General features: G+C 64.1%; 19 protein-coding genes and 1 pseudogene. 13 read left to right on the forward strand and 7 right to left on the reverse strand.

Going from position 1 to position 18,769, the window contains the following annotated elements; all coding sequences use genetic code 11:
- Positions 1–6: 6 nt before the first annotated feature.
- The 4 genes from PX554_RS24190 to PX554_RS24205 form a co-directional block, all read right to left on the reverse strand.
- A complete protein-coding gene (locus PX554_RS24190) occupies positions 7–1,020 on the reverse strand; it encodes a copper resistance protein B (protein ID WP_275504766.1) in 1,014 nt (337 codons plus the stop codon).
- A complete protein-coding gene (locus PX554_RS24195) occupies positions 1,017–2,765 on the reverse strand; it encodes a copper resistance system multicopper oxidase (protein WP_129927552.1) in 1,749 nt (582 codons plus the stop codon). The genes PX554_RS24190 and PX554_RS24195 overlap by 4 nt, the downstream gene beginning before the upstream one ends.
- A 114-nt stretch (positions 2,766–2,879) precedes the next feature.
- Entirely contained in the window at positions 2,880–3,119 is a 240-nt protein-coding gene (locus PX554_RS24200) for a hypothetical protein (protein WP_126053110.1), read from the reverse strand.
- A 371-nt stretch (positions 3,120–3,490) separates the two neighbouring features.
- Positions 3,491–3,724, reverse strand: a complete 234-nt coding sequence (locus PX554_RS24205; RefSeq protein WP_047867295.1) for a heavy-metal-associated domain-containing protein — start codon at positions 3,722–3,724, stop codon at positions 3,491–3,493.
- Positions 3,725–3,927: 203 nt separating this feature from the next.
- Here PX554_RS24205 and PX554_RS24210 point away from each other — a divergent pair, with 203 nt between their 5' ends.
- Positions 3,928–4,050, forward strand: coding sequence for a hypothetical protein (locus PX554_RS24210; RefSeq protein WP_275504767.1), 123 nt, complete (start codon positions 3,928–3,930; stop codon positions 4,048–4,050).
- Between the two features lie 191 nt (positions 4,051–4,241).
- On the opposite strand, the gene PX554_RS24215 is transcribed toward PX554_RS24210, so the two are convergent.
- Positions 4,242–5,597, reverse strand: coding sequence for an IS1380-like element ISKpn23 family transposase (locus tag PX554_RS24215; RefSeq protein ID WP_047867294.1), 1,356 nt, complete (start codon positions 5,595–5,597; stop codon positions 4,242–4,244).
- Between the two features lie 87 nt (positions 5,598–5,684).
- Between PX554_RS24215 and PX554_RS24220 the strand changes: the two genes are divergently transcribed.
- The 9 genes from PX554_RS24220 to PX554_RS24260 all read left to right on the forward strand — a co-directional run bounded on the left by PX554_RS24220 (position 5,685) and on the right by PX554_RS24260 (position 12,755).
- Positions 5,685–5,819: a helix-turn-helix domain-containing protein gene (locus PX554_RS24220; protein ID WP_205499304.1), complete on the forward strand. Its 135-nt coding sequence runs from the start codon at positions 5,685–5,687 to the stop codon at positions 5,817–5,819.
- Between the two features lie 405 nt (positions 5,820–6,224).
- Positions 6,225–6,515: a hypothetical protein gene (locus PX554_RS24225; protein WP_275504768.1), complete on the forward strand. Its 291-nt coding sequence runs from the start codon at positions 6,225–6,227 to the stop codon at positions 6,513–6,515.
- 20 nt (positions 6,516–6,535) lie between these two features.
- On the forward strand, positions 6,536–6,955 hold the full coding sequence (locus tag PX554_RS24230) for a periplasmic heavy metal sensor (RefSeq protein WP_046407154.1): 420 nt from the start codon (positions 6,536–6,538) through the stop codon (positions 6,953–6,955).
- On the forward strand, positions 6,952–7,524 hold the full coding sequence (locus PX554_RS24235; protein WP_046407140.1) for an RNA polymerase sigma factor: 573 nt from the start codon (positions 6,952–6,954) through the stop codon (positions 7,522–7,524). Before PX554_RS24230 ends, PX554_RS24235 begins: the two co-directional genes overlap by 4 nt.
- 99 nt (positions 7,525–7,623) lie before the next feature.
- Entirely contained in the window at positions 7,624–9,630 is a 2,007-nt protein-coding gene (locus tag PX554_RS24240) for a copper resistance system multicopper oxidase (protein WP_275504769.1), read from the forward strand.
- Positions 9,620–10,918 (forward strand): copper resistance protein B, encoded by a 1,299-nt coding sequence (locus tag PX554_RS24245; protein ID WP_066486608.1) that lies wholly within the window; start codon positions 9,620–9,622, stop codon positions 10,916–10,918. The genes PX554_RS24240 and PX554_RS24245 overlap by 11 nt, the downstream gene beginning before the upstream one ends.
- A gap of 47 nt (positions 10,919–10,965) precedes the next feature.
- The gene (locus tag PX554_RS24250; RefSeq protein WP_066486611.1) at positions 10,966–11,340 is read left to right on the forward strand and encodes a DUF305 domain-containing protein; all 375 of its coding nucleotides are present in this window, start codon (positions 10,966–10,968) and stop codon (positions 11,338–11,340) included.
- A gap of 60 nt (positions 11,341–11,400) precedes the next feature.
- The gene (locus tag PX554_RS24255) at positions 11,401–11,850 is read left to right on the forward strand and encodes a DUF411 domain-containing protein (RefSeq protein ID WP_004212951.1); all 450 of its coding nucleotides are present in this window, start codon (positions 11,401–11,403) and stop codon (positions 11,848–11,850) included.
- Positions 11,851–12,029: 179 nt separating this feature from the next.
- The gene (locus PX554_RS24260; RefSeq protein WP_275504772.1) at positions 12,030–12,755 is read left to right on the forward strand and encodes a DUF2231 domain-containing protein; all 726 of its coding nucleotides are present in this window, start codon (positions 12,030–12,032) and stop codon (positions 12,753–12,755) included.
- Positions 12,756–12,934: 179 nt separating this feature from the next.
- Here the strand turns inward: PX554_RS24260 and PX554_RS24265 are convergent.
- Both PX554_RS24265 and PX554_RS24270 read right to left on the reverse strand, forming a co-directional pair.
- A pseudogene (locus PX554_RS24265) lies at positions 12,935–13,060 on the reverse strand (DUF305 domain-containing protein); the annotation flags it as partial.
- Between the two features lie 24 nt (positions 13,061–13,084).
- The gene (locus PX554_RS24270; RefSeq protein WP_306304825.1) at positions 13,085–14,095 is read right to left on the reverse strand and encodes an NAD(P)/FAD-dependent oxidoreductase; all 1,011 of its coding nucleotides are present in this window, start codon (positions 14,093–14,095) and stop codon (positions 13,085–13,087) included.
- Positions 14,096–14,291: 196 nt separating this feature from the next.
- Here PX554_RS24270 and copC point away from each other — a divergent pair, with 196 nt between their 5' ends.
- From copC to PX554_RS24285, 3 genes are all read left to right on the forward strand, one after another.
- Positions 14,292–14,660 (forward strand): copper homeostasis periplasmic binding protein CopC, encoded by a 369-nt coding sequence (copC, locus tag PX554_RS24275; RefSeq protein WP_007407009.1) that lies wholly within the window; start codon positions 14,292–14,294, stop codon positions 14,658–14,660.
- A 4-nt stretch (positions 14,661–14,664) separates the two neighbouring features.
- A complete protein-coding gene (gene copD, locus PX554_RS24280; protein ID WP_066778374.1) occupies positions 14,665–15,591 on the forward strand; it encodes a copper homeostasis membrane protein CopD in 927 nt (308 codons plus the stop codon).
- A 249-nt stretch (positions 15,592–15,840) separates the two neighbouring features.
- Positions 15,841–18,525: a vitamin K epoxide reductase family protein gene (locus PX554_RS24285; protein ID WP_275504773.1), complete on the forward strand. Its 2,685-nt coding sequence runs from the start codon at positions 15,841–15,843 to the stop codon at positions 18,523–18,525.
- The last annotated feature ends 244 nt before the right edge of the window (positions 18,526–18,769 follow it).

Raw genomic sequence — 18,769 nt, forward strand, 5'->3', positions numbered from 1 at the left:
GTTGAATCAGAACCAGCTTCTGAGGCCGACGAGAAAGCTCCAGCCTCCCGCCTTCTCGCCTGCGGCGCGCGCGAAATCGGCGGTGGTGCCGAAGCGCCGTTCATATTGAACGCCCGCATAGGGCGCGAATTCGGGGATGAACTGGTAACGCAGCCTGAGCCCCGCTTCGGCCGAGCTCAGCCCCGAACCGATACCGAGCTCGGGAATGTCCTGCGCGGACAGCTCGAACTCGATCGCCGGTTGCAGGATCAGTTTCTGCGTGATCCGCTGATCATATTCGGCCTCGAAGCGCGCGGTGACCTCGCCCTTGTCCGAAAGGAAGAGCGACCCGTCGACCTCGAACCAATAGGGTGCCAGGCCCTGGATGCCGAGCACCAGGTTCGTCCGTTCGGGGCCTGCGCGGAAATCATGCCGGATACCCGCTTGCAGATTGAACCAGGGATCGAGCGCGTGGCTATAGAGCGCCTGGACCTCGACGTCTTCCGGACCACCTTCGCCCAGAGTGCCTTCGCCTTCGGACTTGAGCCAGATCCGGTTGATGTCGCCGCCAGACCAGAATTGCGCATCCCAGCCATAGCCGTTGGCCCCGTTGCGCATCGATGTCTCGAGCCGGTCGAGCAGGAATTGCGCGCTGGTCAGCCCGCCATTTTCCTTGAGAAGCATCTGTCGCGACCGGGCCATTTCCTCCGCGCCGAAATAGGCGTCGGCGGCATGCGCCGGGCCGCTGCGTGCGGCATCGGAAGGACCCGTGACCGGTGGGTCGGAACCCTCGTTCATGACATGGCCGGCATGGAGGGCCGTAGCTTGCTGATCGGCCGGCGCGCGATGCGCCGCATGCGGGTCTGCGGGCTTTGCTGCATCGAGCCGGGCAGGCGGGGCATGCCCCGCATGCGGGTCGGCCGCGTCGGCCTGTACCGGCATTGCGTGTCCCGCATGAGGATCCTGCTGCTGCTGCTGCTGCGCGTAGAGCGCCGGAGCCGGGAGCGTCGTCAGGATGATGGCTGCAAGATAGGTCTTCATGCAGCCTCTCCCTCGTGCGGACGAACGGTGACGACGCGGAACATCCCGGCATGCATGTGGAGCAGCAGATGGCAGTGGAACGCCCAGTCGCCGGGGGCGTCGGCGGTCAGGTCGAAGCTCGCCTTGCCGCCGGGGAGCACGTTGATCGTGTGTTTGAGGGGCTGACGCCCCTTCTGGCCGTTCACGACTTCGAAGAAGTGACCGTGCAGATGGATTGGGTGCGTCATCATCGTATGATTGACGAGGACGACACGCGCGCGCTCGTTGCGTTCGAAGCGGATCGGCTCGACGCCATCGCTGAATTTCTTGCCGTCGAACGACCACATGAAGCGTTCCATATTGCCCGTCAGATGCACCTCGATGGTGCGCGCGGGCGGACGCGGATCGGGATTGGGTTCGAGCGCGACGAGATCGCGATAGGTGAGAACCTTATGGCCGACATTGTCGAGCCCGACCCCGGGGTCCCCGGTCCGGTCGACAGGCGAGAACGCGATCGCATCCATGCCGACGCCGACCGATACGCTTTCAGGAACCTTCGATTTGTCGCGCATGCTCATCGCGCCATGGTCCATCGCGCCCGCGGCGGCGCCCGCCACGCTACCGTGCGCGCCATGATCCATGCCGCCCATGCCCATATCCTTCATCGTGAGCGTCGGCCGTTCGCGTAAGGGCGGGACCATAGCCGCCATGCCCGGACGCGGCGCCAGCGTCGCGCGGCCCATGCCCGAGCGGTCGAGGGATTCAGCGACGATCGTGTAAGCGCGATCGTCATTGGGCTGCACGACCACGTCATAGGTCTCGGCGGTACCGATCTGGAACTCGTCGACGGTCACCGGCCGCACATTCTGTCCGTCGGACTGGACGACCGACAGACTCAGGCCCGGGATGCGGACATTGAAGATCGACATGGATGAGGCGTTGATGACGCGCAGCCGGACGCGCTCGCCGGGACGGAACAGGCCGGTCCAGTTCTCCTGCGGCCCATGGCCATTGATCAGATAGGTGTAAGTCGTGGCTGACACGTCGGCGATATCTGCGGGGTCCATCCGCATCTTGCCCCATTTAGCCCGTTCGGACGGGCTGAGCTTTTCCTCGGGACCGCCCGCGATCATGCCCGCGAGCGTCTGCTTCTGGCGGTTGAAATAGCCGCCTTCCTGCTTCAGCCGTGTAAAGAGCCGGTGCGGATCGAGAAAACTCCAGTCGGAGAGCACGATGACATGCTCGCGGTCGTAACCGACAGGATCGGCGCCCGCGGGATCGATGACAATCGGCCCGTAATGGCCGAGCTGCTCCTGGAGCCCGGAATGGCTATGGTACCAATAGGTGCCATTCTGCTTGACCGGGAACTGATAGGTGAAGAGCGAATGCGGCTTGATACCGGGAAAGCTGACCCCGGGCACGCCGTCCATCTGGAAGGGCAGGATCAGCCCGTGCCAATGGATCGAACTGTCCTCGTCGAGGCTATTCTCGACATGAAGGCGGACATTCTGCCCCTCCTTCAGGCGAATGAGCGGCGCGGGTAGCACGCCGTTCAGCGTGATCGCATTGCCCGCGCGGCCGCCGACCATATAGCGGCTCCGCGCAATCTTGAGGTGAATGTCCTCGCCCGCCAGCGTCGGCAAGGTGGCGCGGATTCCGGGCGTGTTGCTCTGCGCCCAGGCGGGGAGAAGGCCGGCAAGCGAGAAACCCGCGGCGCCGAGGGCGCCGGCGCGCAACAGCGCCCGCCGCTCGATAGGGTGGTTCATGTCGTGTCTGTCCTTTGCGCACCAGCACGCTCCACCCGCTGTCGGGCGGTGAGACTGGCGCTCGATGATCAGGAAAGGCCGGGAGCGGTGTCGGTACCGCTCCCGGCGCAACGATTACTTGCCGGCGGGGGCGGCCGGTGCCTTGGCCTCGCCGGACATTTTCTTGTCGCAGCAGTCCATCTCGCCGCGAGGCTTCGTCTTGCCGTTGCCCATCATCCGGGCATGGCAGGGCATGGCGCCCTTCATGTCGGCCATGCCGGCATGCATCTGATGCGCGGGGCTGGCGGATTGTGCCGATGCCACGGCTGCGGGGTTGGCGGCCGCCATTGCGGCTGCTGTCAGAATCATCAACATCGTATTTCTCCGGGAAAATTGTGGGGTTCACATTTCCGGAGCTGGGCGGGGCGGGGGCGCGCGCGCCTCGGGATGGATGCCTGCAAGCGGGCGGGGTTCCCGCGATTCAGGGGCGTTTTTCGCGGCCACACGCGGAGGGCCGGGCTCGGCGGGGATTGCCTGGAGCGGTGCGCAGGCGCTGACGCATGTCATTGCGGTCATCGGCCGGTGCGTGTCGGGCGCGCTCGTGGCGTTCAGGCAATGGCCTTGTTCGATGCTTCCGAAAGTCAGGTGCGGCGTCGCCGCATTCGCGCCGCCTGTCCCCGCAAGCGGTGACAGGAACAGCGCGAACGCGGCAAGCAGCGACAAGAGCAGTCGGAGCGCCATGATCGTCAGGGGGCGACCCGCTTCGCGACATAGCCGGCAAGCGCGATGGCGCGGACAAATATATCGGCTTGGCCGGTGTCGGAGCTCGTCTTGATGCGGACCTGGTTCGTCGGGCGGTCGACACTCACATCCACCACTCCCGGGACTTCACGGACAGCGCGTTCGATATGCGCCGCGCAGGACCCGCACGTCATGCCCTTGACCGAGAACAGCAGCATATTGGCATCCAGGGTTTCCATGCCATTCTCCATGGTCGAGAGCGTCTCTTCGCTTTGAGTCGACCCTTCTATCGACCTTGACATCATGTTAAGGTCAAGCCCGGCTTTTCCAGTTCGCCCGCAGTCGCAGGGCACCAAGAATTCGGGAAGTCAGTTTCATGCGAAGTGCAGATGTCCGGTTTCATCGACGGCCTGATGCCGACGGTCTGGAATACGCATTCCGAATGCTGATCCCTCGGGAAGACGGTATGACCGTCTCGACGCAGTTCGAAGCCACCGAGGGCGGCCTGGTGCTGACCAACGCCATCCTGCTTTACCATACATTCCCCAAGTGGCATGCCGTCTGACGTGAGTTTCGCCTGAATCCGACCGCAGGACAATCATTTTCCGTCCCGAGCGGCGTCGTCGGGCGCGCAAGGCGCTGAGACAGGGCAGATCGGCCCGCGAAGCCGCCGTGTTGTGCCCTGGTGGCGGTGTTTTTCAGCGCAGCGGACAGACCCATCCTGCCGTTTTCGTTCAGTTTGGGCGTGGATGGCGGTCATGCGCATAGCGGAGGCGCTCGCAATCGGCGGATGGCGGCGAGGATGGCGCGGACCATCGGACCGGTGACGGCCACCTCGGCCAGCTGGAAGGTGATGGCGCGGGCATGGCGGACGACACGTGCCCCGATCTTGATCAGCTTCAGTTGCAGGCTGGTCAACGACCAGTCGGCCATCGTCTCGGGCAACTCGATGCAGCGCAAGAAGATGGCCAGGTTGTAGGCCAGCGCATGCAGTTGCAGTCGCACCTCATTGTCGCGGAACTTCCGGCATGACAGCCGCGTCCAGTGGAAGGCATATTTACCTTCCTTGATGTGCTGCTCGGCGGTGCCGCGCTGGTTATAGAACCGCACCACCCAGTCGGGCTCCATCGGCAGGTTGGTGACGATGAAGCCGACACGCGGGAACAGTTCGCCCGGATGCCATTCGATCTTGGCGATCACCCGGCGTTCCTTGTCCCAGGATGCCGCCTGATACTCGAAGTCTTCGTAGAAGCGCTTGACCTTGGTCAGCGAAGGTCGCCCGACAGGGCGCGTCAGCCGATGCGCGATCTTCTCGCGCAGGACGTTGTTCGCAGGCAGCCGGATGGCGTAGAAGAATCGGGCTTCTTCCAGCCGCTCATAGATCGCGGGGATCGCGTAGGCGGCGTCAGCCCGGAAGAACCGGCCGCAAAGGTCGCGCTCCGCGTAGCGGGCGATGACGGGGTCGAGAACGTCCCGCCAGCCATCGGCGCTGTGGACGTTGCCATGGCGCAAGGCGCAGCGCTCCAGCATGCCGAACTGGTTGAACAAAAAGTTCGGGTGATAGCAGGTGCAGTCGAAATGCCCGTTCCAGGCCGCGCCCTCCTGATCGCCATGGGTGGGGCTGACCGAACTGTCCATGTCCAGAACGATGTACTTCAGCCCGTTACGGTCATGGAACCGGTCGATCCATTGGCCATTCAGGTCGGCCAGCGCGGCACGGTTCTCGGGCTGTGCCAGTGTCTCGGTCTCGAACCGTCCCATCTGCGAGGCCGAGGCCGCTTGCGCATCGACAGCCCTTCCACCCACGACCTGGCGCATCACCGGATCGAGGGCCAGGCGGTCGGCGTCGTTCACATCCTCGTATCCGGCCAGTCGCCCGAACACCGATTGCCGGAACAACCCGTCAAGCCGGTGGACCGTGTTCTTGCCGCGCCGGGTGTCGCGCAATGCTTTTGCCGCCAGATCGGACAGCCCGAGCGCGTCATCCAGCTCGCGCATCACCAGCAGGCCGCCGTCGGAACTGAGCTGCGCACCTCGGAACTCCACATGCACCCGGCGGTCGAACTCGACCCGATCTGCCCGCTTCGAACCCGCACCCTCTGGGTGACCCATCAAACGCGCCCCTCACGGCCATCAACACCATGATTTATATCGGAAATATTGAGATCCTGACAGCAAAATCAGCGATTTACTTGGGGAATGTGGGTCGAGGCCGGCGTGCGTCCGGCGCAGGCGGCGAAGCAGCTTGGGCTTGGCCGATCCACTCTCTACCGCGAACTCGCTGCACTCAAAACCGAGGCACCCACCACGCCCGCACTCAACGCCGCAGAATGAGCCGTAACGTCGTGGCTGTCATCGTCTCTGACATATAGCTGACATCGACTTTGAAAACCGACAACACGCTTCGGGCGCGATCGGCGCGATCCTCCCGCAATCGAGGGTTTCCAAGAGATAGCACATTCATTTGTAAACAGCGGAAGAGCCGTGCCGACCGGTGTCGCCCGGCTCCTCTATTTCTAACGCCGCGGCGTCCGCTCAGTGGCGCGCTCGGCCTGCAAACAGAGTTGCCAAGGAATTTGAACAGCGGGACGCGTGGATTGTCGGCTGCGTAGCCAGCTGCGAGCGATTGGACGCAATGGAAGAGTGCGCAGTCGCGCCGAGGGGCGTGTGGCATTCGTTCACTTCAGATTGGAGGGGTGTTCGCCGGCCGTGCGTAATGGATGTGAGGACGGCGGAGGAATGACCATGGACATGGATTTAGACAGCGCGTTGCGCCGCCTTGGCGAACAACCGCTTCATCCCCGGCTCGCTGAACTGGAAGGCGAGGTCATGCGGTTGATTACGGCGGAGCGGCGCGCGGGCGCGGGAGTGACGTTGCGGTCCGGCATACTGGCAGCGCTAGGCGCAGTCGCCTTGGGAGTGGTGGGCGGCGGATTGTCGTCCACAGCGGCGACTGCGCAGGTGCCGACGCTAACACCCTTCGGGCCTGCCATGCCGCTAGCGCCTTCGACCTTGCTCGCGTTCCAGTGACGAGCGGCGCCCGGAGGGCGATGCTGATCGCCATCATCGCGTTCGTGGCGGCGGTCGCAGGCGTTTGGGCTGGACGTGAGTTGTTCCCGTCCCCGCCAAGCCCGGGCGTTGAGCTTCACAGCTTGCTCCACGACGGGCTCGAGCTAGACGAAGCTCAACGGACTAAGCTCCAGGCGCTGGAGTCTCACTTCGCCGTTCGAAGGCGTGCCTTGGAGCTGGAGCTCAGAGCCGACAACGCCCGGCTCGCCGCCGCCATCGAGGCCGAACATGGTAACGGGCCGCAGGTCGCGGCGGCCGTCGATCGTTCGCACGGCGCGATGGGTGAGCTCCAAAAGGAGACGTTGAACCATATGTTCGCGATGCGGCAGATCCTGCGGCCGGATCAGACGACGGCGTTCGACCGCGCGGTGGTGAAGGCGCTGACCGCAGACGCGCGGTGAGCCTCGATCTCGCGGCCTGCACGGACGGCGAACTCGCCGCCTTGACGCTCGGCGGACGTCAGGCTGCGTTCGCTGAGATCATGCGGCGGCACCAAAAACCGGTCTACCGCCTGATCCGCTCGCATATCGGCGACGCCGAAGAGGCGCTTGACCTCACTCAGGAATGCTTCGTGGCCGCCTTTCAGAACTTGCGAAAGTATGACGGAGAGCGACCGCTCGCTGCGTGGCTGACCCGCGTGGCGATCAACAAGAGCCGCGACTGGCACAGGCGGCGGCGCATACGCCAGATACTATCGTTCGCCTCTTCGCTGCCGCCCGAGACCATGGAGAGTGGGCGGGACGAGGCGCCAGGTGCCGACGCGGTAACCTTCGATCGCGCAGAGCTTGCGCGGCTTTCGCGCGCGGTGTCCGAGCTGCCGGCCACGCTCAAGGAGACGCTTTTGCTGCGGACCGTGGAGGGCTTGTCCCAGGGGGAGACCGCGGCCGCGCTGGGGATCAGCGGCAAGGCCGTGGAGATGCGACTCCGGCGCGCGCGTGAAAGATTGTCGAAAAATCTCGACTTAGTGTGAGGGGATGGGCCGGTTCGCGCGTAGTGAAAGGTAAGGTCGGCGGCCCTCCCCCCCCCCCCGCCGCCGGCCGCAAGCATTGAACTGGAGCGAAGGAAAGGCATGAGCCGCAATCTAAACCGGCGCGACGTAATGCGCGGAACCGCCATGCTTGGCGGCACGCTGGCCATGTCGGCCTACCTGCCGGCTTGGGCGCAACCTGTGTCGCGCGGCATCGCCAGGCCCCTGCCGACCGTGTCGGGCACAAACATCGCGCTGACGATCGACAGGATGAAGCTCGTCATGGACGGGATCACGACGCCGGCAATCGGCGTCAACGGCACCGTGCCCGCACCGCTCGTCCGCCTCCAGGAGGGCCAGAACGTCCGTCTCGCAGTGACCAACAATCTCGACGAGGATAGCTCGATTCACTGGCACGGGCTCATTCTGCCGTTCCAAATGGACGGCGTGCCCGGCATCAGCTTCCCTGGCATCAAGGCGCGTTCGACCTTCGTATACGAATTCCCTATCTTGCAGTCGGGCACCTACTGGTATCACAGCCATTCGGGCGAACAGGAGCAGGCAGGGCTCTACGGACCCATCGTGATTGATCCGGCCGGTGCCGACCCGATCGCGTTCGACCGCGAGCATGTGATCGTCCTCTCCGACCATAGCGAAATGACGGGCGAGGAAATTTTCCGCAAGCTCAAGCAGATGGGCGGCGCCTATTTCAACTATCAGCGCCCGACGCTGAGCGGGCTGCTCGCCGGCCGCGAGATGCGCCTCAAGGATCGGATGGAATGGGGCAAGATGCGCATGGACCCGGCCGATATTGCGGATGTTACGGGGTCGACCTACACCTTCCTCGTCAATGGCTTTGGCCCTTACGACAACTGGACGGGCCTCTTCCGACCGGGCGAGCGGGTTCGGCTGCGCATCGTCAATGCTGCGGCGCAAACCAACTTCAATGTGCGCATCCCTGACTTGCCGATGACGGTGGTGCAGGCCGACGGCCAGAACGTCCGGCCGGTAACCGTGGACGAATTCCAGATCGGCGTCGCGGAAACCTTCGACGTGATCGTGACGCCCGAGGACCGCGCCTACAGCTTCGTTTCCGAGGCGATCGACCGATCCGGCATGGGGCGCGCGACACTGGCCCCGCGCGAGGGCATGATCGCCCCGGTCCCGCCGCTCCGCCCGCGCACGTTGCTGACCATGACCGACATGGGCATGGACATGAGCGGGATGGAGGGGATGTCCGGTATGGCGGACGAGAACCCGGTCGCAAAGCGCGGGCCGGATCCCACGTTGATGCAGAATGCCTCGCGCAACCTGTGGAAGCTCACCGGGTGGAAAGAGCCCACCGATCACGGAACGAAGGCGATAGGCGCTGCGATGGCCGGCATGGCTGGGATGGGGGGCGACCAGATGAGCGGCGCTATGCCTGGGATGGACCATAGCCAAATGGCGGCGGGCGCTGCCGGGATGGCGGGCATGGACCATGGTCAGATGAGCAGCGGCGGCATGGCCGGGATGGATCATGGGTCAGGCGGCAGCATGGACATGAACATGCGCAACCCCAAGAACGCGCCCGGCGTCAAGATGGGGCCGGGAGTGCAGACCATCTCGCCGATGCCGAAGGACCGCACGGGCGAGCCGCCGCAGGGGCTGGAGGATGCGGATCATCGCGTGCTCACCTATCGCGACCTTGTCGCGCTGGACCGCAACCCGGACGTTCGCGCCCCGTCGCGTCAGTTGGAGATCCACCTCACGGGCAATATGGAGCGCTACATGTGGGGCTTTGACGGCCAGAAGATGAGCGACCCTGCCGACCCCATCCCGTTCCGCAAGGACGAGCGCGCGCGCGTTACCCTGGTCAATGACACGATGATGCCGCACCCCATCCATTTGCACGGCCACTTCTTCGAGTTGGTGACCGGACATGGCGACTTTGGGCCTCGCAAGCACACTGTGAATGTGGCGCCAGGCGGTAAGATGACATTCGACGTAACGGCCGATGCGCCCGGCGACTGGGCGTTCCACTGCCACAATCTCTATCACATGACCGCGGGGATGATGCGTGTCGTGACGGTTCGCCCGATGGGCGAGGAGAATCGCGATGCAGCCTAAGTTCCTCCTGATCGCCGGCGGCGCGGCGCTTGGCCTCGCAACGCCGGCGGCCGCGCAGATGGACCATTCCAACATGCCCGGCATGAAGATGCCGCCGCCAAAGGCGCCAGCGGTAAAAAAGCCTGCCGCCAAGAAGCCCTCAGCGACCAAGCCCGCCGTGCACAAGGAGTCCGCGAAGCCTGCCGCCAGGTCGACACCGCGCGCGAAGGCGGGATCGGGGGCCAAGCCTGCCGCAAGTCGGTCCGCCAAGCCTCCGGTCGGTGGACCGGCTGTTGCTGATCCTCACGCCGGTCATGACATGTCCGCCATGCCCGGTATGAATATGCCTGAAGCCAAACCTGATGCCAGTTCGGGGCACGACATGTCCGCGATGCCAGGTGCGTCCGGCGGCGCCAACCCCGCTGAGCCAGGTGCTATGCAAGGCATGGACCATGGATCGATGCCGGGAATGGGCCAAAGTTCGGGCGCGATGCAAGGCATGCCGGGACACGGCATGGGAAGCATGCCCTCAGCCACGGGCGCGGCGATGATCGGCACCAACCTTCAGGCCGGCACCGCTCCGCCGCCGCCCATCCCGACCGATCGGGCCGCGGACCAGGTCTACTCTGCCGCTGCTATGGCGCATTCGCAGCAGCATCTGCGGTCGATGCACGGCGGGCAGAATTTCTCCCAGGTCATATTCAATCTGGCTGAAGTCCAGATCCGGGACGGTCGCGATGGTTACCGGTGGGACGGCAGTGCCTGGTATGGGGGTGATATCAACCGGCTGGTGCTCAAGACCGAGGGCGAAGGGAATATCGGGGGAAGTCTGGAAGCGGCGGAGGTACAGGCGCTTTATTCGCGCGCCATTGGCCCATACACCGATATACAGCTTGGCGTCCGCTACGATTTCAAGCCCAACCCCTCGCGCGTCTATGCGTCGGTCGGCTTCGAAACGCTGGCACCCGGCTTCTTCGATGTCGAGGGCGCACTGTTCCTGTCCAACAAGGGCGACCTGCTGGGGCGCCTGGAAGGTTATTACGATCAGCGGATCACGCAGCGGCTGGTTCTTCAGCCACGCGCCGAACTCAACTTCGCCGCGCAGGACGTGCCGGAAATCGGCATCGGCTCAGGCCTTTCCACGGCCGAACTCGGTCTGCGTCTCCGCTACGAGATCAGGCGCGAGTTCGCGCCCTATGTGGGCATATCGTACGACCGCAGCTTCGGGGACACAGCCCGCTTCGCGCGCGCCGAAGGCCAGGGCGCGGCGTCGACCAGCCTCGTTCTGGGCATTCGCACATGGTTCTAAGGCCAACTAGTCTTGTTGCGTTGGCCAAGGCCAAGAAGGAGAAATCGATGTTCAAGGCAGTAACGCTTCTGGCTCTGGCCGCGATGTCGGCGAGCCCCGCTTTGGCTCAGCAGGGCATGGACCACTCGAAAATGCAAGGCATGAACCACGACAACATGCCTGGCATGAACACGCCCTTCATGCCCGCCGAAATGGCGATGCATGAAAAGATGATGAAGGCCAAGGGCGCTAATGCGAGCGAGACGTGGGTCCGCAAGATGATCGAGCATCACCGCGGTGCGATCGCCATGTCGCAGATCGTTCTCCGGGAGTCGCCCGATGCGAAGACCCGGCAAATGGCTCAGAAATCGATTGCCGAGCAGAACAAGAGCATCGGTGAACTCCAGGCGATGCTCCGGTCGATGGGCAAGCGTCCTCAGTAATAAGCCTCATTCCTCCCGCCCCCAGCGAGCAACGGGAGGAATGACCAAGGAGATTCTTCCATGAAGTCAGCGTTGCGATTTGCGCTTACTGCCGCAGCCTTGTTGGTTCCGGTTGCCGCCAGCGCGGCTACCCCGATCGTTATGCACCGCGACCCCGGCTGCGGCTGTTGCGCCAAGTGGGCGGCGCAGGTGCAGCAGCAGCTCGGCCGGCAGGTGCGCGTCGTCGATGATTCTAACCGCCCGGCGCTGCAGAAGCGCGCGGGCGTTCCCGCGGACCTCTCGTCCTGCCACACCGCGATCGCCGATGGCATGGCTTTCGAGGGCCACGTGCCGATCGCCGACATGAAGCGGGCTCTTGCGACCCGGCCCAAGGGCGTGCGGGGCCTGGCGGTCGGCGGTATGCCGCTCGGCTCGCCGGGAATGGAAGTGCCGGGCGTCAAGGCGCAGGCCTATGACGTGGTCGCCTTCGGCACCGGCGGACGCCGCTTGTTCGCCCGCCACGGCAGCTGATCGGCGATTTTTCTGGTTAGGGCCGGCAGGACGCGCCTGCCGCTGCCAGCGTGACTCCTCCATCCAGTTCGCGTCGAAGCAGACGAAAAGTCTCACGGAAAGAGCTAATGGGCGGGTGAGGGGAGAAGGCCGGGCGTGCGTAAACGGGAATGGATGAACACGGATCAAGGGGTCAGGTGATGGGCGGCAAACGAGTCGGGACCTTCGCTATACTTCTTGCGGTTGCAATATCAGTCAGCACGTCGGCATCGGCGCACGAAGATCACAATGCGCTCGGGGCGGGTCCCGGGCCGGTCGCTAACAGCGCAGCCGAGACGCAGAAAGCAGATGGGGCGGACGCTGGCGACGGCCACATGGGCATGGGCTCTATGTCGACTGTGGACATGAACATGGGTGGCCGCGACATCGCCGGCGACGACATGGACATGGGCGGCATGCACGAGGAGACCGCCAACAAGAACAAGAGTTTCGGCGAACGGCTTGTGAGCTGGCTGGGCCGGCTGCACACCATGGTCATTCATTTTCCCATCGCCATGTTCATCGGCGCGTTCGGGTTAGAGCTGTTCGGGTTATGGCGCCGCAACCGGGACTATCAGCATGTCGCACACATAATGCTGGTGGTCGGCGCGCTGGGAGCGATCGCAGCGGCGTTCCTGGGCTGGTTCGCAGGCGGGTTCTACCTGACCGACCGCAACCCTATCCTGATGACGCATCGCTGGCTCGGAACATCGATCGCGGTCTTCGGCGTCGTGCTGGCTTGGATGGCAGCCCGCCACCGCAAGGGTCCCGAGCGGTCGCGGTCGTTGTATTGGGTGGTGCTTGGCCTGATGACGCTCGCGATCTCAATTCAGGGGTTCCTCGGCGGAACCTTCATGCATGGCGGAATAAACCACTTGGCGTTCTGAGGGGCCCGACGCTTAGTAGCCGCTCGCGTGTTGGCGCGGTTCGAAGGAGAATGCGGCAGCGCCGACCTTCGTGCCGTAGGATGCCGCCAGCGATCCCGGCTCCGCTCGGGCGTGTCGAGGAACCCCGACCCTGATAATAGCACACTGTCTCGATGCACTCGCGCGCGAGCCACGGGATCGTGGTACGGGATCATCGAACGGAGAAAGGCCGTGTCGCCGATCGTCGTGTGGATACGAATAAGCGCGAAGCAGCCGAAGAAGATGACAAGCGAGCCGGCGATCAGCGCTTTGTTGGCGGTGTTCGCTCGTCGCACCGCCAGTGGCTCCCGCTACGTCGGCGGTACGCTCCGAGCGGAATACAGCCCGGCGAGGGCGGATGACAATCCACTGTCGCGGTCGCGCAACAGGTTATGAATTGCGGTCGCAGCGATCGCCGCTTGTCCGGCTGCGACGCTGATCTGATCGAGCCCTTCCACGACGTCGCCGACTGCGTAGAGACCCTTAACCGAGGTTTGTTGGTGGGCATTGGTTAGCACGCACCCGGATTCGCTGAGCTGTGCTCCGAGCAAAGAGGCAAGCCGCGTCCGAGGTGATGAGCCGAGTGCGGGGTAAAGCGTGTCGAATTGTAGCTCCAGGCCATTGGCCAGCCTCACCTCGACACACTCGCCAAGACGCAACTGCCCGACAGGCGAGGGGGCGACATCAATGCCCTGCTGGTCCAGCTTGGCAAGTTCGGTCGGCCCAAGATCGAGCGAGCGTTCGGCCAGAAGCGTGACCTTGGCCCCATAAGCCCTCAGGAATTCGGCTTCTTCAGCACCATGACCATCGCCGCCGAGCACCGCCACGTTCATGCGCCGGGCCTCATAACCATCGCAGATCGGGCAATAGCGGAGAAGCCCACGCGCCACGCCGATGTCATGCATCGCATCAGGCATCTCGGGACGCCGGTTGACGACGCCCGTCGCAAGGACAACGGTCCGCGCATACAGGACGTTCAGTTCGCAGCTTGCCGAGAAGTGGTCGCCTGACGCGACGATTGCGTCAATCTCACCTCTCTGGACCGTACCGCCATATTCGCGCAGCTGAGCCTGCAAACGGGCAAGAAACGTGACGCCGGAAATGCCGCCGGGAAATCCTGGCAGGTTGTGCGAGCGCGGGATGGACGCGGCGCGCCCTGCCGCCGCATCGTAGACGACGCAGCTCCTGAGAAACCGCGACAGATAGATCGCGGTCATGAGGCCCGCTGGACCACCGCCCACTATCAGACAGTCGATGACCTCCTCAGGATCTCCAGTCCAGCCCTGATCGGTCAACCGCAACCTCATCATTACCCCGCGCATGCGCCTATCAGGCCCTCGGCCACAGTTGGTTTAAGGGGAGACGCAGTGAAAAAGCGCTCCATGCTCCCTTCTGAATACGCGCTGCCACCGCCGACCCCTCATCGAGAGCGGTGCGTCGGCACGAAAAAAGATCGTGAGGGGTGACCCGTCCAGCTGCGTAATACAGGTGAGCCCAATTGAAATGGAGATTACCTAAATGCGCCGCTTGTTCATCACGACTGCCGCCGCCGCCCTGTTCTTCGTAGGCGGCGTGGCGAACGCGCATCCGAAGCTGGTGTCCGCCAGTCCCGCTGCCAACGCGGCGGTCGCGACCCCCGAGAAGATCAGCCTCCAGTTCAGCGAGAAGCTCGTGCCGGCTTTCTCCAAGGCCGACCTTACCATGGCCGCGATGCCTGGCATGGCGGCCATGAAAATGCCCAGCAGCGCCGCAGTCGGCGCCGATGGCCGGACGCTCACCATCACCCCGAAGCAGCGTCTCCCGCGTGGACGCTACAGCGTCGACTGGCAGGTCGTCTCTGGCGACACACATAAAATCACCGGCAGCTACAATTTCACGGTGAAGTGAGCGAATGCTCGACTGGCCGACCGTCGCCATCCGCTTGGCGTTGTACCTGGTCCTGGCGGCGCTGTTCGGCCTGTCGGCCTTCAGCCTCTACGGCCTTCGCCTTGGCGAGCGCGATGATGCAATCGCGCTGCGGCCTTGGCTCACGGCAAGCGCGGCGCTCGGGTTGCTTCTCTCGGCCGCTGGCCTGATCCTCATGGCCTCGGCGATGGCCGGATCTCCGTTCTGGCCGATCGATCAGGCTGCTGCGGCCGCGCTGCTCGGAGGGTCGGCGGTTGGCACCGCCTGGAAGGTGCGTATGGTGGCGCTCGTCATCGCCGGCGGTGCAGCCCTGCTGGCGCGAGGCAGAGCATCATGGCTGGCTATGGCCATGATTGCGGCAGCCGCGGCATTGGCGACACTCGCGTGGAACGGGCATGGTGCCGCGAGCGAGGGAAGCACGGGATGGCTTCACCTCACTGCGGACATCCTCCATCTCCTTGCTGCCGGTCTGTGGGTCGGGGCGCTGTTCGGATTGCTTCTCCTGATGGCGCGGCGCGCCGAGGAGATCGATGCTGCGCACCTTCGGCTGACCCATCGCGCCCTGCACGGGTTTGGCTCCGTTGGTACGCTCGTTGTTGTTACCCTGGTGGTAACTGGTTTGATCAATAGTTGGCTGCTCGTCGGGCCGACCAATTTCACGGCCTTGGGGACGACACTCTACGGCCTGCTGCTGCTCGCCAAACTGGTCTTGTTCGCAGCGATGCTGGGGCTCGCTTCACTCAATCGTTTCCGCCTCACGCCGGCCTTCGAGCGCTCGATTGCCATGAACGACCATGGCGGGGCGCTTACGGCGCTGCGGGCCAGCCTTGCGGTCGAGACAGCCTGCGTGATCGGCATCCTGGCGCTCGTGGCATGGCTAGGCACCCTCGCGCCACCCGCGTCGGGCATGTAAGCGCTATGGACCAACCGTCCACGCAAGCGCCGCTCAGGCCTTCCACCTTCTTTTACCCACTTACGCGGCTTAACCCTCGCCTCCCAAGACACCCCCCGCTTGGACTGAGCTTACGTGTCCGACGCCCTAAGTCGCCCACAGGCGCTTGCGGGAAGGCCGCGTCGCGCTGCAAAGCTGGGCGTGCGAGAGGGTTGGTCCGGGTGGGCCTGTCAGTGTTTTCAGAGATGAATGAACAAGGGTGGCAAAGTCATGACCGATGGCAAACGCAGTGAAGCCGGCAGCGGCCAGGGTGGCGAAGTCGTCCTCATCACGGGTGCGAGCGGTTTTATCGCCGCAGCGCTGATTGCCCAGCTCGGCGAGCGCTACACGGTCGTCGGCCTTGATCGCGCCGGCCCTCCCGACCCACCGCCGCCCGCGGCGGCGATCGACATAGACCTCGGGTCAGACGAAGCGGTCCGAGTTGCGCTTGACGAGGTGCGCGCACGGTACGGCAACCGCATCGCCTCGGTGATCCACCTCGCCGCCTATTATGATATCACGGGTGACCCCAATCCGCTCTACGACAAGGTCACCGTGCAGGGCACCCGCCGGCTGATTGACGGGCTGCAATCGTTCGAAGTCGGACAATTCGTCTTCGCCAGCACGATGCTCGTTCATAAGCCGACCCCCACACCCGACGAGCGCATCAACGAGGACTCGCCGATCGGCGCGTCCTGGGCCTATCCGCAGTCCAAGGTCGACGCCGAGACATTGCTGCATGAGCGCCACGGAAACATCCCCGTCGTTTATATGCGCGCCGCCGGAGTTTACGACGACGACGGACGCTCGGCTTTTCTCGCGCAGCAGATATCGCAGATTTACGAGCACCGCCTGATTTCGCATTTTTATCCCGGCATGCTGTGTGCGGCGCAGTCATCGGTGCACCGCGACGACTTGGCTGACGCCGTGCTGCGTCTGGTCGATCGGCGGCACGAACTGCCGTCAGAACTGCCGCTGCTCATCGGCGAGCCCGACGCACCCGGCTATGCCGAGATCCAGGACATCGTCGGCGAGGCGCTCCACGGCGAGGGCTGGAAGACGATCCGGATTCCGCAGCCGCTCGCGAAAGCCGGGATCATCCTGCAGAACGAAGCGCTCGGCAGCGACGACTTCATCCAGCCCTGGATGATCGACAGCAGCAACGACCACTATATCCTCGATATTTCACGCGCCCGCTTGCTGCTCGGTTGGGAACCGAAGCATCGCCTCCGGGACACGCTGCCGACGATCGTCGCCGCGCTGAAGCGCCACCCGCGGGCCTGGTATCGGAACAACAAGCTTAACGAGAATCTGGTTGCCTGGCACGATAAGCTAAAGGCCGAACCTGTAGCGCCGGGCCAACAACCCGCAGCGGCAGGCGGTGGAATGGCCGACATGGATCACGGGGCTGCGGACCATAGCAGCATGGACCATGCTGCCATGGGGCACCGACCTGGCGCGGCGGACATGGCGATGACCGGTCACGGTGCACACGGCGATCACATGGCCATAATGGACCGGGACGAGCGCCGTGCGCGCTGGGCTCTTTACGCGAACATCGGTCTTGGGCTGTGGCTCGCCTCCAGCCCGCTCATATACGACTCCGTGACCACGCAGAGCGTCGGCGAGGCCGCGCGCTTCGTAACGATTGATCGCGGGTTGCCGTCGATTGAGTGGCGGGCGAACGCGCTGGCCATCAGCGATGTCGTCAGCGGCCTCGCCATCGTGCTGTTCGGCGCGCTGTCGCTCGTTCCGCGCACCAAGACATGGGCGCAGTGGGCGGTGGCGTTCGTCGGCATCTGGCTGTTCTTCGCCCCGCTGATCTTCTGGAGCCCGAGCGCCGCTCAGTACAACAACAACCTGCTCATCGGCTCGGCCGTGATCGCCCTGTCGGTGCTCGTGCCGATGATGCCGGGCATGAGCATGGCGGGCATGATGGACCCCAAGAACATCCCGCCCGGCTGGACCTATTCGCCATCCACCGACGCACAGCGGCTGCCGATCGTCGCCATGGGTCTGATCGGCCTTCTCACCTCGCGCATCCTCACCGCCTACCAACTGGGGCATATTGACGGCGTTTGGGAGCCGTTTTTCGCCGGCTCCCTGAGCGATCCACGCAACGGCACCGAGGAGATCATCACCTCGGACATGTCCAAGGCCTGGCCGATTCCCGATGGTGGGCTCGGCACGGTCAGCTATGTCCTCGAGATCCTGATGGCGGTAATGGGCACCCGCGACCGCTGGCGGACCATGCCGTGGATGGTGACCTTCTTCGGCATTCTGGTCATCCCGCTCGGCGTCGTCAGCATCTACTTCATCATCAGCCAGCCGATCGTCATCGGCACGTGGAGCACGCTGGCGCTGATCGCCGCGCTCGCCATGCTGATCATGATCCCGTTCGCGCTCGACGAGGTGATTGCGATGGGTCAGTTCCTTCTCTGGGCGCGCCGGCAAGGCAAACCGCTGATCCGCACCTTCTTCCAAGGCGACGCGATCGCGGCCGGCGGAGAGGACACCTCGGACGCGATGGCCTCGCCAAGCACCTTCTGGGCGGACGCGAAGAAGGGTCTGACCCTGCCATGGACGCTGACTGCGAGCATCGTCATCGGCGTCCTGCTGATGCTCACCCGGGTATTGTTCGGCACGGAAGGCGGGATGGCGAACAGCGATCACGTTGTGGGTGCGCTGGTCATCACGGTCGCGATCATCGCCACAGCGGAGGTTGCCCGCGTGCTGCGGCTGATCAATGTCGCGTTCGGAGCCTGGCTCGTGGCCGCGCCTTTCCTCCTGGACGGCGTTGGTCACCTTGGTGCCGTGGCCTCGGTCGTAGCGGGCATTGCGCTCGTCGGCCTCAGCTTTCCAAGGGGGAAGCGCAGCGCCGAGCATTATGCAGGCTGGGACAAGTACGTGATCTGAAAGTATCCTCGATCACTGCTGGCTCCATTGCGGACCTTGATCGCGCATCGCACCGTCTCGCGTGCCTTCGTCGCCGCTTTCTTGCGTCGTTCAATCGGGACCGGTTCACGGTCACGATCTGTCGCCGGCGACGATCGCCCGTTGACGCGGCGATGTTCATCATCGGCTGCCTTGGTGATCGCGCCCTCCGCCCAATACTGCTAATGAGAGCTGTTCGCATAGTGCGCGACGAGTAAAGCTTGGA

The organism is Sphingomonas pollutisoli (assembly GCF_029167165.1).
Taxonomy (GTDB): domain Bacteria; phylum Pseudomonadota; class Alphaproteobacteria; order Sphingomonadales; family Sphingomonadaceae; genus Sphingomonas; species Sphingomonas pollutisoli.

Bases quoted from the DNA above. Each gene is read 5' to 3' on its own strand.
- PX554_RS24285 (WP_275504773.1), top strand. From the start codon at position 15,841: ATGACCGATGGCAAACGCAGTGAAGCCGGCAGCGGCCAGGGTGGCGAA.
- PX554_RS24225 (WP_275504768.1), top strand. From the start codon at position 6,225: ATGACCATGGACATGGATTTAGACAGCGCGTTGCGCCGCCTTGGCGAA.
- PX554_RS24210 (WP_275504767.1), top strand. From the start codon at position 3,928: ATGCTGATCCCTCGGGAAGACGGTATGACCGTCTCGACGCAGTTCGAA.
- PX554_RS24255 (WP_004212951.1), top strand. From the start codon at position 11,401: ATGAAGTCAGCGTTGCGATTTGCGCTTACTGCCGCAGCCTTGTTGGTT.
- PX554_RS24200 (WP_126053110.1), bottom strand. From the start codon at position 3,119: ATGTTGATGATTCTGACAGCAGCCGCAATGGCGGCCGCCAACCCCGCA.
- PX554_RS24205 (WP_047867295.1), bottom strand. From the start codon at position 3,724: ATGGAAACCCTGGATGCCAATATGCTGCTGTTCTCGGTCAAGGGCATG.
- PX554_RS24190 (WP_275504766.1), bottom strand. From the start codon at position 1,020: ATGAAGACCTATCTTGCAGCCATCATCCTGACGACGCTCCCGGCTCCG.
- PX554_RS24270 (WP_306304825.1), bottom strand. From the start codon at position 14,095: ATGCGCGGGGTAATGATGAGGTTGCGGTTGACCGATCAGGGCTGGACT.
- PX554_RS24250 (WP_066486611.1), top strand. From the start codon at position 10,966: ATGTTCAAGGCAGTAACGCTTCTGGCTCTGGCCGCGATGTCGGCGAGC.
- PX554_RS24220 (WP_205499304.1), top strand. From the start codon at position 5,685: ATGTGGGTCGAGGCCGGCGTGCGTCCGGCGCAGGCGGCGAAGCAGCTT.
- PX554_RS24230 (WP_046407154.1), top strand. From the start codon at position 6,536: ATGCTGATCGCCATCATCGCGTTCGTGGCGGCGGTCGCAGGCGTTTGG.
- PX554_RS24215 (WP_047867294.1), bottom strand. From the start codon at position 5,597: ATGGGTCACCCAGAGGGTGCGGGTTCGAAGCGGGCAGATCGGGTCGAG.
- copD (WP_066778374.1), top strand. From the start codon at position 14,665: ATGCTCGACTGGCCGACCGTCGCCATCCGCTTGGCGTTGTACCTGGTC.
- PX554_RS24260 (WP_275504772.1), top strand. From the start codon at position 12,030: ATGGGCGGCAAACGAGTCGGGACCTTCGCTATACTTCTTGCGGTTGCA.
- PX554_RS24240 (WP_275504769.1), top strand. From the start codon at position 7,624: ATGAGCCGCAATCTAAACCGGCGCGACGTAATGCGCGGAACCGCCATG.
- copC (WP_007407009.1), top strand. From the start codon at position 14,292: ATGCGCCGCTTGTTCATCACGACTGCCGCCGCCGCCCTGTTCTTCGTA.
- PX554_RS24245 (WP_066486608.1), top strand. From the start codon at position 9,620: ATGCAGCCTAAGTTCCTCCTGATCGCCGGCGGCGCGGCGCTTGGCCTC.
- PX554_RS24195 (WP_129927552.1), bottom strand. From the start codon at position 2,765: ATGAACCACCCTATCGAGCGGCGGGCGCTGTTGCGCGCCGGCGCCCTC.